This window comes from Saccharothrix sp. DSM 118769, from assembly GCF_052936295.1.
The window spans coordinates 6,189,899-6,205,779 of the sequence record NZ_CP193627.1 but is presented as its reverse complement, the minus strand read 5'-3'; the positions used below and the strand labels follow the sequence as shown (position 1 = coordinate 6,205,779).

Here is a 15,881-nt window from a genome sequence, read left to right as displayed (position 1 = left end):
TCTGCAGTGGACGAGCGCGGTGTGGGTCCGATCGGTGCTTGGAGCGTGGTGGCGGGTGCGGTTCTCGGGTTGTTCGCCACCTATTGGGACGATGGGTGGCACACGATCGTGGGACGCGACGACGCGTTGATCCCTCCGCACCTGCTGCTGTACGGGTCGATCGCCGTGGTGGGCGTGGTGCTCGCGACGTGGGTGGTGCGCGTGCTGGTCCGGACTCGATCGTTCAAGGCCGTCCTCGGCACACCCGGTCTGCCGCTCGCGGTGGCGGCCGGCGTCGTGACCGCGGGTGCCGCCCCGGCCGACGCCTGGTGGCACGCGGCCTTCGGGCGCGACGCGGTGCTGTGGTCACCGCCCCACCTGTTGTCCGTGGTGGCGACCCTCGTGCTCCTGGTCGCCGTGTTCGTCGGCCTGCGTCCGGGTGGATCGCGACCGCTGCACGGCGCGTTGGGCGGGGTTCTTCTCGGTGCGGGCCAGGTGGTGTTGCTGGAGTACGACACCGATGTCCCGCAGTTCGCCGGTTGGCTGTACCTGCCCGTGTTGGTCGCGGTGAGCCTGGGAACCGCGTGGGTCGTGCGTTCAGTGGTCGGACGCCGCTATGCGGTGACCTGGGCGGTGGCCGGCTACGTCGCGTTGCGCGCGGTCGTCGCGGCCGTGCTCGCCCTGGCGGGGTGGCCGGGGCCGGACCTGCCGCTGCCCCTGCTCGGGTTGCTGTTGCTGGACTTCCCCGGCCGGTGGGCCGCCGCCAGGTGGCCGCTCGCCGGGCTGGGAATCGTGGCGGGCCAACTGGTGGCGTCCGCGACCGGGCTCAGTTCGGTCGGTCTGACCGACACTGCGATCGCGACGGCCGTCGTGGTGCCGCTCCTGCTCCTCCTTCTTGTCCTTCGGCGTGTCGGAGCCCTCAAGGCCGCGGCGGCCGTCGGGTTGCTCGTGTTCCTGCCGCTCCTGACCCCACCTCAGGCCCGTGCCCATGACCCCGGGCAGGGCGAGGAGGTCGCCACCGTCGGGATGGAAGTCACGGCGGAGGGGGCTGGCCGGCTACTCGTGCGGGTGGCGGATCCGACAGGGGCGGCCACCGTCGACCTGATCCCGATGCGGCTGCTGGCCCGTCGCGCGGGTGAGGTGGTGGAAGCGCCGCTCACCGGGGCCGGGGAGTTCCGCGGTGACATCACGCTGCCTTCGGTCGGTCTGTGGTTCGTCTACGCGGAGCTGACATCGGAGGGACGTGCGGTCGAGGCGTGGGTGCCCGTGGACTTCGCCGGGCGCGGTGTCCGATCCGAGCGTCGTTCCCTCTACCTGCCGGCCGGCGCCGAACCCGCTGAGGTGGGGCAGTACGCAGCGGGAACCGCCCTGCTCCTGGTCGGAGTCGCACTCGTGGCGTGGGGTGCCCTCGTCGTGCGCAAACGCCGCTACTATGGTGCATAGTAGACAGCTCGACGGGAGTGAGATGACGACACGACGGGTTTTCCACCGACGCCGGTTCCTTCAGCTCGGTGTCGGTGCCGCGGCCACCATCGGACTGGCGTCGTGCTCGTCGTCCGGCCGAGCGGGCACGACCCCGGTCGCGCCGAACTCACCCAAGGTGGCCGACGCCGAGAACGCACGTCGGGCGGCCGGTGCGGCGAAGACGTCCGTGCGGTTGAACGCGGTCACCGGAGTGGTGGACCTCGGTGGTGTGCAGGTCGACACCTGGAGCTACGGCGGACAGTTGCCGGGCCGGGAGATCCGGGTCAAGCGGGGCGACGTGCTCAGCGTCGAGCTGGGCAACGAGTTGCCCGCCCCGACCAGCATCCACTGGCATGGCCTCGCCCTGCGCAACGACATGGACGGTGTGCCGGGGCTGACCCAGGACGAGATCGCGCAGGCCTCGAAGTTCACCTACGAGTTCACGGTTCCGGATGCCGGCACGTACTTCTTCCACCCGCACTCGGGCGTGCAGCTCGACCGCGGGCTCTACGCGCCGTTGATCGTGGAGGATCCCGAGGACGGGGCGGACTACGACAGCGAGCTGGTGATCGTGCTGGACGACTGGCTCGACGGCATCGACCGCACGCCCGACGAGGCACTGGACGAGCTGAAGCGCAACGGCATGGGCGGCATGGACCACGGGTCGATGGGCGCGATGCCGCGGTCGGTGCTGCTGGGCGGGGACGCGGGCGACCTGGTCTATCCCCACGTGCTTGCCAACGGACGCACGTTCCGCGACCCGGTCTCGACCGAGGTCAAGGCGGGTCAACGGGTGCGTCTTCGCCTGATCAACGCGGCGGCCGACACCGCGTTCCGGGTCGGCCTGCCGGGGGTGCGCATGCGCGTGACCCACACCGACGGGTTCCCGGCGAAGCCGGTCGAGGCCGACATGGTGATGATCGGCATGGGCGAGCGGGTGGACGCGGTCATCACCATGCCGGACGGGGCCGTGCCGGTGCTCGCCATCGCGGAGGGACGCGACCTGTACTCGCAGGTGATCCTCCGGAACCCGACCACGAAGGTGGCACCGGCCGGTCCGGAGGCGGTCGCGGAGTTGATGGAGCTGCGCGTGCTCATGGCGGTCGAACTGGAGGCGGCCGACCGGGTCGCGGTGCCGGTGAAGCAGCCCGATGTGGTGCACGACCTGGTGCTGGAAGGCCCCGGGGAGCGCTACGACTGGACGATCAACGGCAAGCCGTACGACCCGAAGGACGGCCTGCCGATCCGCGAAGGGCAGTACGTGCGGCTGCGGATGAAGAACAAGTCCACGATGTTCCACCCGATGCACCTGCACGGGCACACATTCCAGGTGCGCGGCTCCGGCGACCGCGGGCCACGAAAGGACACCGCGCTCGTCCTGCCCGGCCGGAGCCTCGACGTCGACTTCGTCGCCGACAACCCGGGCCAGTGGCTGACCCACTGCCACAACGTCTACCACGGCGAGGCGGGCATGATGGCGGTCGTCTCCTACGTCGAGTAGTGCGGAACGACCGGTCGCGTCCTGTCACGTGCGTGCGCGGCGGGACTTCCTGATACCGCGGTGATGTGCTCCGTGCGGGCTCATCACCGTGTCCAGGACGGGTCGGTTCGCCGCTCGTAGAGCGTCACCGCGAACGGCCGCCAGGATGTCCGGTCGACGTGCTCGTGCAGGCGCCGCAGTGCCGTGTCCGGTTCGAGGTCCGCGTGCAATTGCCGTGCCTCGGGCCATGGATGGGCCATGATGAGGATCCCGCCCGGCGTCGGCAGCTCGCTCAGTCGTCGGCACAACTGCCGCACCGCTCGGGACGGCCGAGGTGGTACAGCATCTCGGCGCAGATCACGACGTCGTACCGGTCGTCCAAGTCGTCGCTGACGATGTCCAGCCGCAGGTAGCGGGGCCGCTTCCCGGATCCGGACGCACTGCCGGCGCGAGCGCGGTCGACCGGCCGCTGGGTGATGTCCACGCCGACGACCTCGGCCTGCGGGTATCGCGCGGCCAGTAGTTCGGTGAACACGCCTTCGCTGCAGCCCGCGTCCAGCACTCGTCGGTAAAGCCGCTCCGGGAGGTGGTCGAGCATGGTCTGGTAGCTGTGTTGTTCGTAGTCGTCTACCGCGAACCCCATGGGTCCGGCCTGCCGTGCCACCACTCGAACCCCAGCCTCAGTAGTCGTCCCTGTTCGGCGGGGCCGGAGCGGGACAGGAGGGCGAAGATCCTGCGGTGACACGAGTCGAGGAACGTGTTCACGGCGACGCCGTAGCCCGCTGATTTCACCGCCGCTGTGCGAAATGGACAGAGACCGGCCTGCGGGCTGACGTGGTGTCCGTGCTGTAGCTGATCACATCGGAAGCAGAGGTAGGAGCAGGGTGAGAACGCCGCTCGGCGGCCCACGTGGGCCCACGTGCGTGCGGCGACCCCGGCAGTCATGACGGACAGCTTTCTACTATCCAAGATAGTTGTTAAGGTCCCCGCGTCCCCCGAGCGGAAGAGGCTGTGCGTGTCCCGTCGCCGAGTGGTTGTGGTAGCCGGTGGAATCATGATCGGAGCAGCTGCGGCAGCGGTGCTGGACTCGCCGGAGAACGCGCCGCCGCCGGGTGGGATCGTGTCGGGTGACATCCGGCCGCTGGCGGCGGCGAACTTCGCCGGGGTCGGTGGTCAAGCCGCGCCGCCGGCTGTGGTGCTCGTGGCCAAGCCCGCCCAGGACGAGGTCGGCAAACTGCGCAAGTCGCAGCGAATCGACGACCAGCGCATCGAGGCGCAGCGGCAGGCCGAACGGGAGGCGGAGGAGGCGCGCCGCCCGAAGGTCGTCGCGCCGGTGCAGGGCGAGATCACGTCGAACTACGGGCCGCGCTGGGGCACCACCCATTACGGGCTCGACATCGCCAACCGGATCGGGACGCCCATCTACGCCGCCACCGACGGCGTGGTCCGGGAGGCCGGGCCCGCGAGTGGTTTCGGGTTGTGGGTGAAGATCGAGCGCGCGGACGGCACCATGACCGTCTACGGGCACATCGACAGCTACTCGGTCCGCGAGGGACAGCAGGTCAAGGCCGGCGACCTGATCGCGCGAGTCGGCAACCGGGGCATCTCGACCGGCCCCCACCTGCACTTCGAGGTGTGGGAGCCGGACGGTCGCAAGGCTGACCCGCTGGCCTGGTTGCAGGCACGTGGTGCGGGGATCAGTTGAGCGCCTGCCGCTGGGTGAACGTGGCGCCGCCGTCGGTCGAGCTGTGGATCGCGGTGGTGGTGGACACGAAGACCTCGGATGGACCGTTGGTGGCCAATGCGGTCGGTTTGCCGGGCACCTGACCGGGACGGGCCCAGGTCGTACCGCCGTCCGCGCTGACGTGGACCCCGCCGTTCGGGGCGACACCGACGATGGTCGCCTCTGACGGCCAGTCGACCAGTTGCAGCAGCGGCGCGCCCGTGAGCGGGGTGAAGGTGCGTCCACCGTCGGTGCTGCGGGCGAGTCCCTGCTCGGTGGTCGCCAGCAGGGTGTCCGGACTCGTCGGGCTGACCGCGAAGTCGGCCAGGGGCACCTGGCCGCGCCGGTCCCAGTTCCGCTGGTCCGACGTGACGGCGAGCTGCCCGGTCTGACTGTCGTAGCCGTACACCGCACTGTGCTTCGCCTCCAACGAGTGGAAATCGGCCTCACCTTCGAGCGACAGCGAACGCCAGCTCTTCCCGGCGTCCGTGCTCTCGATGAGACCGAGCTGTGGTGCCTTGCCGGCGTCCCTCGGGTCCGGGTGACCGCTGCCCAGGAAGTGGTTCGGGCCGACGACCGTGAAACCCATCGTGTCCTGCATCCGATCGCCGACCCGCTCCGCCTCCGCGCCTTCAGGCACCGTGAACAGGCCGTAGTGGCTCGCCGCGTACAGCATGCCGTCCGCCGGATCCACGCCGAGGCCGTGCACGTGGGCCAACCCGGGCGCCGCCGCGCCGGATGTCCCCGTGCCGGGCTGCTCTGGGCTTGCCTGGCTGCATGCGGTGGCCAGCGCCGCCAGCGCCAGGCAGGCGAACACCTGGATCCCACGTCGCATTCGGTCCTCCTCGGGAAGTGCGCCGCTCGACGCGGTGCGGTGCGCGATCTCCTTGTCGGACCGCGGTACTAATATGCATAGTAGAGGTCGTGGACATCGACACCGTGGTGATGCCTCGGGTGGCAGCGGGCCGGCCTGATGGCATCGGCCGGCGCATGCTCAGGGGCCTCGGCGAGTTGCTCGTCACCTTGGGGCTGGTGGTGCTCCTGTTAGTCGTCTACGAGGTGTACGTCACCGATCTCATCTCGGCGGGCAAGCAGGGCGAGGCGAGTGCGGCGCTGGACGAGCGGTGGTCCGCGGACGCCAACACGGTGCAGCAGGTCGGCCCGCAGCGCCAGTCACGCGTGGATCTCGTGCAGGGTGAGGCGTTCGCCAAGATGTACGTGCCGGTGTTCGGTGCCGACTTCCGGTTCGCGATCGTCGAGGGCGCCACCGACCGCGACCTGGAAATCGGTCCCGGCCACTACCCGGGCACCGCGCTGCCGGGGGAGAACGGCAACTTCGCGGTCTCCGCTCGCCGATGTCGCCGTCCGCTGCCTCGGCGCGCCCGGCACGGTTGATCTCGGCGACGCGCTGGTCGGCCGGACCGTGCTGCTCAACCTGTGGGCGTCCTGGTGCCAGCCCTGCCGTGAAGAGATGCCCGTGCTCCAGGCGTACGCCACCGAACCGGGCGCCGTGCCGGTGCTCGGGGTCAACGTCAAGGACCGGGCATCCGACGCTTTGGACACGGTCATCACGCTGGGAGTGCGGTATCCGAGCGTCGTCGACGACTCCGAGGCGGTGCAGCGGGCGTTGAAGGTGCCGCAAATCCTCCCGGTCAGCTACCTCGTCCGACCGGACGGCTCGGTCACTCAGGTGACCGAGCCGCTGGTGTTCCGCACGCCCGGGGAGGTCGGGACCGCCGTGGCACATTTCGGCGCCGGCTCAGGCTGACGCCTGTTCCGGCTTCCGGCGTCGCACCAGGAGGAACGCGACCACGACGACGAACAGGATCACCGACGTCCACACGTTGAGCCGCAGCCCCAGGATCTCGTTGGCCCGGTCCACCCGCATCATCTCGATCCACCCGCGTCCGGCGGTGTAGAGCGCGACGTACAGGGCGAACAGCCGGCCGCCCTCCAACGCGAAGCGCCGTCCCGCCCACAGCAGCACGAACAGCACACCCAGGTTCCACAACGACTCGTAGAGGAACGTCGGGTGGTAGAGACCGATGTCCGGGGTGGCCGCGGGACGGTGCGTGGGATCGATCTCCAACGCCCACGGCAGCGTCGTCGGGCCGCCGTAGAGCTCCTGGTTGAAGTAGTTGCCCCACCGTCCGATGGCCTGCGCGAGCACCAGGCCGGGCGCAGCGGCGTCCGCGAAGTCGGCGAAGCCCACACCGTTGCGCCTGCACCCGATCCATGCGCCCACCGCGCCCAGCGCGACCGCGCCCCAGATGCCCAGGCCGCCTTCCCAGACGTACAACGCCTCGACCGGGTTGCGGCCCGGTGCGAAGTACAGCTCCGGGCTGCTCACCACGTGGTACAGCCGCCCGCCGACGATGCCGAAGGGAACCGCCCACGTCGCGATGTCCAGCACGACGTCGGGGTCACCGCCCTCGGCGCGGATACGGCGGCGGGTCAGCAGCACCGCGGCGATGATGCCGAGGATGATGCACAGGGCGTAGGCCCTGATCGGCAGTGGACCCAGGTACCAGACCGACGTCGGCGGGCTGGGCAGAGCGGCAAGCGGCATCGATCGTCTCCCACGTCGTGGTCATTTGCGGCTGAGGACGACACCGCCCGCGACGGCGAGCAACCCGGCCATCGGGTATCCGGTGAGCAGGTCCTGAAGCCCGGTGGTCGGCAGGAACTGCACGCTGCCGAGGTGCACCACGACGTGAGTGGCCCCCGTGACGACCGCGACAACCAGCAGCGAGATGCCTACGAAGCGGCGGACCAGCCACCGCTTGTACGCGCTCGTGTAGCCGACCTTCTGCTGCTTGGAGACCTCGTCCTCGTGCAGGTTCGCCGCAGCCGCCCGGTCGCGTTCACGCCGGGTCCTCGATACCTTCGGCATCGACCTCACGCCCTTCGCGGACCTACTATACTAAATAGTAGACTTCGGTTGGTGTGGAGCGACGCGGACAAGGACACGGCTCGGTCACGGCCACTGCGCCGGCACCTCCGGCCGCACTCCCTGCTCGGGGTGGTGGTGATCGGGTGCTGGTCATTGAGTCTGGGATTGGACATCGCCTCGTACTCGGCCGCCGATCCCGCGCCGCTGGTGCGGGCGTCGACGTCGTGGATCGGTTACGGCCTGCTCGCGGCCCTGGCGGCGGGCATCGCGGGGTTCGTCGACGCGCTCCCCGTGCCGGTCCGCACCAGGTCACACGTCCTCGTGCTGCTTCACTTCGCGTTCATGACAACCGTGGCGGTCACCTTCCTGGTCGGTTACGTGCTGCGCCGCTCCGAGCCGGTCGACCAGCCGTTGGGCGTCCAGGCGCTCGTCACCTCGCTGATCGGTGCGGCGATTGTCCTTGCTGGCGGTGTCATCGGGGCGTTGCTCGCTCATCGGCGCGCCTGAGCCCGGCGACCGTCGCGGCCACCACGAGCAGGGAGGCCAGGAGTTCGAGCCAGGGGGACAGCCACGGCGATGTCGTGGTGCGGAGGTTGACCCGTTCGACCAGGACCTGCCTGGCCCACGGCTCGGTGGCGGCGGCGATCGAGCCGTCCGGTCGGACGACGGCGCTGACCCCGGTGGTGGAGGCGACTACCGCGGGTCGGTTGTGCTCCACCGCGCGCACCCGCGCCATGGCGAGCTGTTGGAGGGTCTCGCCTCGTTGGCCGTCGAGCATGTAGGTGGCGTTGTTGGTCTGCACGACGAGCAAGGCCGCTCCGGCTTCGACCGACGAGCGGACCAGGCCGTCGTAGGCGACCTCGTAGCAGATGACGTCGCCGATCCGGGTGCCGGCGGCGTCGAGCGCGCCGTCTCCGGTGCCGGGGCTGAAGTCGCGTGGCACGTACTGCAACTGCCCCACCCAGCCGAACAGCGACCGGCCCGGCACGTACTCGCCGAACGGCACGAGCTGCCGCTTGGCGTACTCGGCGGTAGCACCCCGGTCGGGCAACCACAACTGGCCGACGTTGAACATCCGACCGCCCTCGCGGACAATCGCGCCGATCAGCACCGGGCGGTCGATCGCCTGCACGGCTGAGCGGATGGCCTCGGCGACCACAGGGTTGCCCCGAGGGTCGGTATCGGTGGAGTTCTCCGGCCACACGACAAGATCCGGCGCGGGCACTCGCCCGGCCCGCACGTCCTCGGCCAGTTGCAGCGTCGCGTCGGCGTGGTTCTGCGTGACCTGCCGCACGCGCACCTGTTCGGTCAGAGTGCGCCCGCGCGGGACGTTGCCCTGCACCACCGCCACGACGAGGTCGTCGTCGGACGCGCTCGGCGCGGGCAGGACCACCCCGGCCGTCCACACCAGACCGGTGGCCAGCACCGCCGCCGCACCGGCTTTCCACGGGACGCCCGACAGTACCGCCCAAGCCAACGCCGTGCCGGTGGCCGCCGCCAGCAGGGTCAACAGCGGAACCCCGCCGAGGCTCGCCCAGGGCAACGAAGGGGCGTCCGCCTGGCTGAAGCCCAACCGGCCCCACGGGAACCCGCCGAGCGGGAACCGGCCACGCAGGGCTTCGACCGCCACCCAACTCGCCGCGACCGCCACCGGCCACCACGGCAGCCGCATCAGCAACCGGACGAGCACCCCGTGCAGGCCGAGGAACAACGCCTGGAGCACGACCAGACCGATCCACGGCAGCAGACCGAGGTTGCTCAACCACCACAGCAACGGGCCGAAGAAGGACAGCCCGAAGACCGTCCCGAGCCCGAACGCGACGCGCAAACGGCGGCCGGCTACCGACAGGACGAGCAGGGCGGGTCCGAGCGCGGCCAGGGGCCACAGGTCGAACGGTGGAAACGCCAACGCCAAGCTCACGCCGCCGACCACCGCGGTCGCGACCGCCCGCCACGTCGTGCGTCCGACCGTCTTGACCGGCACCACCGGCGGCCTCGTTTCTACTGTGGACATCGGTACGGGTTGACGAGGGTCAGGGCGTGCCGGCCGGCCGGGGAGGTCGGCGACCGGTGGCGTGGCGGTCACACCGAGTTCTTCGCGTCCCGCTGCAAGGGGATTGCCTCGCCTTGCGCGGGTGGACACGTCTGCGGCGCGCAATCGCGGAGCCGCCATCGGGCGGCCACTGCGGTCGCCAGGATGATCAGCGAGGCCACGGCCAACAGGGGTTGGAGCGGAGCCCACACGGCAAGCGCGCTGGACGTGCCCAAGAGTGCGATGACCACCTTGTTGCACACCGGGCACCCGACGGCCAGCGCGCCAAGCAGCGAACTTCCCCAAGTGCGGGCCGAGCCGACGCTCTCCGCGCGCTGTGGCCGAAGTCCGGCCCACATCGCCGTCAGGGCGGCGATGCACACCATGACCGGCAGTTCCCACCAGCGCACCGGGGTCATCCGGGTGAAGAGCGGGTTGTCGATGACATCGGTCGGCACCGCGACCGCGATCGCACTGAGCGCTGCACCGACAAGCGCGCGAGGCCAACTCCACAGCCCAACCACAGATCGCACCCCGCTCTCTCGGTCTACTAAACCTCATAGTAGACATGTCCCCGGCTCCTTGTACCGTCCGGCCTGCTTCCGAGGAGCCGTCCACCACCCCGACCGAGGAGGTATCTGCCCACGTGATGTCGCGACGAACCGAACGCGGCCTGCGAGCCACCTTCGCCGCCGCCGCTGTCATGACCGTCATCGGAACGAGTTCCGGTCCCGCTGCCGCGCAGCCGGCCGAATCCGATGCGGTCAAGCAGTACGAAGAGCTCAGCGAACAGGCGGAGAAGCTCAACGACGACCTGCTGAAAGCCCAGGAGGACCTCACCGCGAAACAAGGGGAACTCGACCGCGCCAACGCCGATCTGGCCTCGGCGGAGCAGGCGCTGGGCGGAGCCAAGGCCGACGAGGAGCAGTTCCGCGGGAGAGTGGACCTGCTCACCGAGGCGACCTTCGAGGGCGCCCGGTTCAACCAGCTGTCCGCGCTGCTGGTCAGCGACTCGCAGCAGGACTTCCTCGAGCGGATGTCGGCCTTGGACCTCCTGGCCGCCGACAACGCCGAGTCACTGGATCGGCTGGGTGCGGCGGTGGCGCAGGCGGACGACGCCCGTGCGAACGCGGAAGACGCGAGGAACCGCGCCGGGCAGGCCGCGGACGACGCGGCGAAGCTCAACGACGACCTGGGCAAGCGCAAGACCGACCTGGACGGTCGCATCGGCGAGTTGCGCAAGGCGATGAACCGGCTCAGCTCCACCGAGAAGTCGAACCTGGGCTTCGGGCAGGTCAAGGACACCGGCAGTTACCTCGGCCCTCTCGGTGCGGCCAACACCGCGCTCCAGACGGCGCTCGGCAAGCGGGGATCGCAGTACCAGTGGGGTGGCAACGGGCCGGCCGCGTTCGACTGCTCCGGCTTGACCAAGTTCGCCTACGCCGCCGCCGGCGTCACGTTGCCGCGGGTCGCGGTCGACCAGTACCGCGTGGGCAAGCCGGTGTCCCAGGACCAACTCCAGCCGGGCGACCTGGTGTTCTACGACGACGGAACGGGGAATCCCGCCGCCATCCACCACGTGGCGATCTACGTCGGCGAAGGCAAGATGGTGGACGCGCCCACCGAAGGGCAGTTGGTCGACGTCCGCCCGTTGCGCGGCGACGGGCACTACATCGGTGCCCGCAGGGTGGTGGGCTGACCCAGGCGGCGTGCTCGATGAGTGCTCGCTAGTTGACGCTCCGTAACAAAAATATCAGGTTTTGTTGTCGGACTGTTCCTTATTTGTGTCACATTAGTCACATTTCACGGTTCGTGTCTGAAGTGGCACAGTGCGTGAAGATCTCGGTAGGGTGGCCATGTGCCTATCGCTGCCACTGGGGGCGCGCGACCGCGCGGCGGTTCGACGGCCATCCTCACGGCCGTTCTCGCCCTGCTCGGTGTGTTGTTCTGCCATGGGCATGTCGACAGCGAGGCACGCACGTCGTTCGAGGCGGTAGGTGCTCGGACGTCTCAACCGCTCTTCGACACCGCGGTCGTTCACGATCATCACGGGGACAACGACCTGGCGGCTGAAGGCGGCCCGTCGGACTCGTACGACGTCCCGGACGGATCGGGCACTCCGGCCGAGCACGACGACCCGATCTGCGGGCCGTCGGGGACGGGACTGCTGGCTGTGCAGGCTGACACAGTCCGCTCCCCGGAGCTACCCGTTGTGCAGGTGACCGCACCTCAGCCGCAGGACGCCGCCGGCGCTTCTTGGCGTCCTGCGGCAGAGATCCCAGTGGTGTGCCCCCTCTCTGGCATCCGGTTGCTGGTGATGGTCTGCGTGTCGCGGCAGTGACAGGTCGCCGAGGCGTCCACCACCGTCGCCGCCCCCGTGCCGGAGGCGCCGCACCCGCGTGAACACGCCGCGGGCGGACTTCGGGAACGGGCTGGTCCACGGCGCGCTCGGCTCAGGGCTGTTGAACGCTGTCGTTTCGTTACTATCGAAGAGGTCTTCTTCCAATGTCTGTTTCTTCTCCAGTCGTTGCCGCACGCCCTGGTGCGGACGTTGCCGAGCAGCCCGTGCCGTCCTCGGCGCGGTTAGTGCTCACCTCCGCCGCCGCGCCCTGCTACACGCCGGCCGGGGTGGTGGGCAACACGCCGGTGCTGTGGATCGACGAGCCGTTCACCAACGATGGCCGGGGGTTCTGGGCCAAGCTCGAAGGCCACAACCCGGGTGGTATCAAGGATCGGCCCGCGCTGCACATGCTCGAACGCGCCCGCGACCGCGGCGAGTTGGCTGCGGGCGCCCCGATCGTCGAGTCGACCAGCGGCACCCTCGGCCTGGGGCTGGCGTTGGCCGGCATCGTGCACGGGCACCCCGTCACCCTGGTCACCGACCCGGGCATGGAGCCGATGATGGTGCACATGCTGCGTGCTTACGGCGCGCGCGTGGACATCGTCGCCGAGCCGGATCCGGTCGGCGGGTGGCAGGAGGCGCGCAGGCGTCGGGTGCGAGAACTGCTTGACGCCGAGCCCGGCGCGTGGTGCCCGGACCAGTACCACAACCCCGACAACGTTACCGCCTACGAGCCGCTGGCGATGGAGCTCGTCGCACAGTTGGGCCGGGTGGACGTGCTGGTGACCAGCGTGGGCACCGGCGGCCACTCCGCCGGCGTCAGCCGCGCGCTGCGCCGTTACAACCCGCGGCTGCGGCTCGTCGGTGTGGACACCGCCGGTTCGACGATCTTCGGTCAGCCCGCCGGGCCGCGGTTGATGCGTGGGCTGGGCAGCAGCATCTATCCCCGCAACGTGGACTACCGCGCGTTCGACGAGGTGCACTGGGTCACCGCACCGGAGGCGGTGTGGACGTGCCGGGAGCTGGCGACCGGCCACTACGCCAGCGGAGGCTGGAGCGTGGGCGCGGTCGGCCTGGTGGCGGGGTGGCTGGCCCGCACGCTGCCGCCGGAGACCCGCATCGCGGCGATCTTCCCGGACGGGCCGCAGCGCTACTTCGACACCGTCTACAACGACACCTTCTGCCACACTCACAACCTGCTCGACCGCGCCCCCTCCGAGCACCCCGACCAGATCTCGCACCCCGGCGAGCGGGTCGTGGACCGCTGGACCCGGTGCACCACGGTCACCGACCCGGTGACCGACCCGCGCCTGGCGCACTTGAGGGCCGGGCGATGACCGGCACGTGGCGGCAGTTGCGTGCCCTGCCCGGCAGCGTGCAACTGCTGGTGGTCAACCAGTTCGGCATCAATCTCGGTTTTTACATGCTCATGCCCTACTTGGCCAACCACCTGTCCAACGGGCTCGGGATGGCCGCGTGGACCGTCGGGCTGGTGCTGGGCGTGCGCACGTTGAGCCAGCAGGGCCTGTTCCTGCTGGGTGGTGCGCTGGCGGACCGGCTCGGCTACAAGCCGATGATCATCGCGGGGTGCGCGCTGCGGACCGTGGGGTTCGCCCTGCTGGGTGTGGTGGACACCCTGCCCGCGCTGCTGGTCGCGTCCGTGGCGACCGGTCTGGCCGGGGCGTTGTTCAACCCGTCGGTCCGCGCTTACGTCGCGGCCGACGCCGGTCCGAAGCGGGTCGAGGCGTTCGCCGTGTTCAACGTCTTCTACCAGGCCGGGATCCTGGTGGGCCCGCTGGTCGGACTGGCGTTGATCACGCTCGACTTCCGGGTCGTGTGCCTCACCGCCGCGGCGATCTTCACCGTGCTGGCAGTGTTGCAACTCCGCGCGTTGCCCGCGCGCGGCCAGGACCACGACGCCGAGCGCCCGACCGGCGCGGCCGGGGTGCTCGCGGACTGGCGGACGGTGGTGGGCAACCGGGCGTTCCTGCTGTTCTCCCTGGCGATGATCAGCTCCTACGTGCTGTCGTCGCAGATCTACCTCGCCCTGCCGCTGCAAGCCGCGCACGTGCTCGGCGCGGAGGCGGGCGACACCGGCAGCAGCGCTCTGTTCGCCGTGTCGGCGGTCGTGGCTATCCTGGGCCAGGTGCGGCTCACCGCGTGGGCCCGCACCCGGTGGAGCGCGGGCCGTTCGGTCACCACCGGGTTGGGGCTGATGGCGGTGTCGTTCCTGCCGCTGGTGATGACCGCTCACCTGTCGACGCCACCGGCGGCGGGCGTGGGTGCGGCGGTGCTGACTCTGACGCCCGCGTTGGTGTCCACGGTGTTGCTCACCGTGGGCATGGCCATCGCCTACCCGTTCGAGATGGACACGATCGTCACCCTCGCCGATGGTCGTCTGGTCGCCACGCACTACGGCTTCTACAACACCCTGTCGGGAATCGGCATCACGCTGGGCAACCTGGCCACCGGGTGGGTGTGGGGCGTGGGCCTGACCAGTGGGTGGCCCGCTCTGGTGTGGATCGCCTTGACCGCCACGGGTGCGGTGGGCACAGGTGCGCTCGCGTTGCTGCTGCGAGCCGGGCACCTGCCGTCCACGGTCTCACCGGCCGTCGTGCAACCCACGGCCACCACAGCCGCCACCAGCGGAAGGACGAAGTGATGAGCACTCAACCCCAACAGGCACCCACCGCCGCGACGGTGACGGCACGCGACGTGCACGACGCCGCAGCACGTTTGGCCGAGACTGCGGTGAGAACGCCCGTCTTGCACGCGGCCCCGTTGGACGAGCACACCGGCGGCCAGGTGCTGGTCAAATGCGAGAATCTGCAGCGCACCGGTTCGTTCAAATTCCGGGGCGCCTGCAACGCCGTCGCACGGCTGAGCGCCGAGCAACTGGCGCGCGGCGTCATCGCGTTCTCCTCGGGTAACCATGCCCTGGCCGTGGCCTCGGCCGCCGCGGCGGTGGGCAGCACCGCGATGCTGGTGATGCCCGCCGACGCCCCGCCGGCCAAGTTCGCCGCCGTCAGACGACTCGGCGCCGAAGTGGTGACCTTCGACCGCTACACCGAGGACCGCTTCGCCCTGACCGCCCGGCTCGCCGCCGAACACGGCCTCACCTCGATTCCCCCGTACGATCACCACGACGTGATCGCCGGCGCGGGCACCACCACCGCCGAGTTCCTGGACCAGGCAGGACAACTCGACGTGCTGGTGATCCCGCTGGGCGGAGGAGGCCAACTGGCGGGAGCCGGTGTGGTGACCGCGGCAGCCGACCAGGGCACCCGCCTGATCGGCGTCGAGACCGCGGCGGGGGACAAGAACCGCCGGTCGTTGCGTGCAGGGGAACGAGTGCGGATCCCGGTCCCGCGCACCATCGCCGACGGCGTCACCGGCGAGATCCCCGGTGAGCTGACCTTCCCGCTCATCCGCCGTCACGTGCACGAGGTGCTCGTGGTGGACGACGACGAGATCCGCGCGGCGATGGCACTGCTGTTCAACGAGATGAAGCTGGTCGTCGAGCCTTCCGGCGCACTGGCAGCCGCAGCGGTGCTGGCGGGCAAGGTCCACGCTCCCGGCGGACGCGTGGGAGTGGTGCTCTCCGGTGGCAACGTCGACCTCAGCCGCCTCCACGGACTGTTGCGCTCGGGGATCGTCGAGACCAGCAGCTGAGCACACCATCCGCACGGTTCGGCGGTACAGGCTGTGTGCCTGTACCGCCGAACCGTGCGGCTACACCGTCACGTCATCGGCGACGCGCGATATCCGAGTTCCTCGATCGCTTGGATGACGTCCTCCGGGCTGTTCCGGCTCAGGTCCAGCTCGACGGTGCTGCGTCCCTGCTTGACCGTGGTCTGCGTGTCGAGCACGCCGGGGAGATCCTCCAGTGTGTCGTCGATGAGCAGTGCGCAGCTGCCGCAGTGCATACCCTCGACCTGGAACACGTATGTCGTCATGGCTACTGTGGAC

Annotated in this window: 18 protein-coding genes; 11 read left to right on the top strand and 7 right to left on the bottom strand. The window is 69.8% G+C overall.

Annotated features, from left to right (window positions below):
- Positions 1–6: 6 nt before the first annotated feature.
- A complete protein-coding gene (locus ACRAKJ_RS26175; RefSeq protein ID WP_438922218.1) occupies positions 7–1,422 on the top strand; it encodes a hypothetical protein in 1,416 nt (471 codons plus the stop codon).
- A gap of 157 nt (positions 1,423–1,579) precedes the next feature.
- Positions 1,580–2,944, top strand: coding sequence for a multicopper oxidase family protein (locus ACRAKJ_RS26170; RefSeq protein WP_438922219.1), 1,365 nt, complete (start codon positions 1,580–1,582; stop codon positions 2,942–2,944).
- 271 nt (positions 2,945–3,215) lie between these two features.
- On the opposite strand, the gene ACRAKJ_RS26165 is transcribed toward ACRAKJ_RS26170, so the two are convergent.
- Entirely contained in the window at positions 3,216–3,587 is a 372-nt protein-coding gene (locus ACRAKJ_RS26165; protein ID WP_438922220.1) for a methyltransferase domain-containing protein, read from the bottom strand.
- Positions 3,588–3,977: 390 nt separating this feature from the next.
- On the opposite strand from ACRAKJ_RS26165, the gene ACRAKJ_RS26160 reads away from it, so the two are divergent.
- Complete coding sequence (locus ACRAKJ_RS26160; RefSeq protein WP_438922221.1) at positions 3,978–4,628, top strand: peptidoglycan DD-metalloendopeptidase family protein; 651 nt, start codon at positions 3,978–3,980, stop codon at positions 4,626–4,628.
- Here the strand turns inward: ACRAKJ_RS26160 and ACRAKJ_RS26155 are convergent.
- Positions 4,621–5,481: a F510_1955 family glycosylhydrolase gene (locus ACRAKJ_RS26155; RefSeq protein ID WP_438922222.1), complete on the bottom strand. Its 861-nt coding sequence runs from the start codon at positions 5,479–5,481 to the stop codon at positions 4,621–4,623. The two genes, ACRAKJ_RS26160 and ACRAKJ_RS26155, sit on opposite strands and share 8 nt — an antisense overlap.
- Positions 5,482–5,570: 89 nt before the next feature.
- On the opposite strand from ACRAKJ_RS26155, the gene ACRAKJ_RS26150 reads away from it, so the two are divergent.
- Both ACRAKJ_RS26150 and ACRAKJ_RS26145 read left to right on the top strand, forming a co-directional pair.
- Entirely contained in the window at positions 5,571–6,041 is a 471-nt protein-coding gene (locus tag ACRAKJ_RS26150; RefSeq protein ID WP_438922223.1) for a hypothetical protein, read from the top strand.
- Positions 6,042–6,069: 28 nt separating this feature from the next.
- Positions 6,070–6,414 carry a redoxin domain-containing protein gene (locus ACRAKJ_RS26145; RefSeq protein ID WP_438922224.1) on the top strand — a complete coding sequence of 115 codons (345 nt, stop codon included), beginning with the start codon at positions 6,070–6,072 and terminating at the stop codon, positions 6,412–6,414.
- Here the strand turns inward: ACRAKJ_RS26145 and lgt are convergent.
- Positions 6,406–7,215, bottom strand: a complete 810-nt coding sequence (gene lgt / locus ACRAKJ_RS26140) for a prolipoprotein diacylglyceryl transferase (protein ID WP_438922225.1) — start codon at positions 7,213–7,215, stop codon at positions 6,406–6,408. The genes ACRAKJ_RS26145 and lgt overlap by 9 nt on opposite strands.
- A 21-nt stretch (positions 7,216–7,236) precedes the next feature.
- On the bottom strand, positions 7,237–7,539 hold the full coding sequence (locus tag ACRAKJ_RS26135; RefSeq protein WP_438922226.1) for a hypothetical protein: 303 nt from the start codon (positions 7,537–7,539) through the stop codon (positions 7,237–7,239).
- Between the two features lie 51 nt (positions 7,540–7,590).
- Here ACRAKJ_RS26135 and ACRAKJ_RS26130 point away from each other — a divergent pair, with 51 nt between their 5' ends.
- Entirely contained in the window at positions 7,591–8,046 is a 456-nt protein-coding gene (locus ACRAKJ_RS26130; RefSeq protein ID WP_438922227.1) for a DUF2231 domain-containing protein, read from the top strand.
- On the opposite strand, the gene lnt is transcribed toward ACRAKJ_RS26130, so the two are convergent.
- Both lnt and ACRAKJ_RS26120 read right to left on the bottom strand, forming a co-directional pair.
- Complete coding sequence (gene lnt / locus ACRAKJ_RS26125; RefSeq protein WP_438922228.1) at positions 8,012–9,553, bottom strand: apolipoprotein N-acyltransferase; 1,542 nt, start codon at positions 9,551–9,553, stop codon at positions 8,012–8,014. The genes ACRAKJ_RS26130 and lnt overlap by 35 nt on opposite strands.
- Before the next feature lie 68 nt (positions 9,554–9,621).
- On the bottom strand, positions 9,622–10,095 hold the full coding sequence (locus ACRAKJ_RS26120) for a hypothetical protein (protein WP_438922229.1): 474 nt from the start codon (positions 10,093–10,095) through the stop codon (positions 9,622–9,624).
- A gap of 125 nt (positions 10,096–10,220) precedes the next feature.
- On the opposite strand from ACRAKJ_RS26120, the gene ACRAKJ_RS26115 reads away from it, so the two are divergent.
- The 5 genes from ACRAKJ_RS26115 to ACRAKJ_RS26095 all read left to right on the top strand — a co-directional run bounded on the left by ACRAKJ_RS26115 (position 10,221) and on the right by ACRAKJ_RS26095 (position 15,584).
- Complete coding sequence (locus ACRAKJ_RS26115) at positions 10,221–11,270, top strand: NlpC/P60 family protein (protein ID WP_447008701.1); 1,050 nt, start codon at positions 10,221–10,223, stop codon at positions 11,268–11,270.
- Positions 11,271–11,429: 159 nt separating this feature from the next.
- Positions 11,430–11,912, top strand: coding sequence for a hypothetical protein (locus tag ACRAKJ_RS26110; protein ID WP_438922231.1), 483 nt, complete (start codon positions 11,430–11,432; stop codon positions 11,910–11,912).
- A 245-nt stretch (positions 11,913–12,157) separates the two neighbouring features.
- Positions 12,158–13,249, top strand: coding sequence for a pyridoxal-phosphate dependent enzyme (locus ACRAKJ_RS26105; protein ID WP_438922232.1), 1,092 nt, complete (start codon positions 12,158–12,160; stop codon positions 13,247–13,249).
- On the top strand, positions 13,246–14,574 hold the full coding sequence (locus ACRAKJ_RS26100) for an MFS transporter (RefSeq protein ID WP_438922233.1): 1,329 nt from the start codon (positions 13,246–13,248) through the stop codon (positions 14,572–14,574). The genes ACRAKJ_RS26105 and ACRAKJ_RS26100 overlap by 4 nt, the downstream gene beginning before the upstream one ends.
- The gene (locus ACRAKJ_RS26095) at positions 14,574–15,584 is read left to right on the top strand and encodes a pyridoxal-phosphate dependent enzyme (protein ID WP_438922234.1); all 1,011 of its coding nucleotides are present in this window, start codon (positions 14,574–14,576) and stop codon (positions 15,582–15,584) included. Before ACRAKJ_RS26100 ends, ACRAKJ_RS26095 begins: the two co-directional genes overlap by 1 nt.
- Before the next feature lie 68 nt (positions 15,585–15,652).
- Here ACRAKJ_RS26095 and ACRAKJ_RS26090 read toward each other — a convergent pair whose 3' ends face one another.
- Positions 15,653–15,868, bottom strand: coding sequence for a cation transporter (locus tag ACRAKJ_RS26090; RefSeq protein WP_438922235.1), 216 nt, complete (start codon positions 15,866–15,868; stop codon positions 15,653–15,655).
- Positions 15,869–15,881 lie beyond the last annotated feature (13 nt).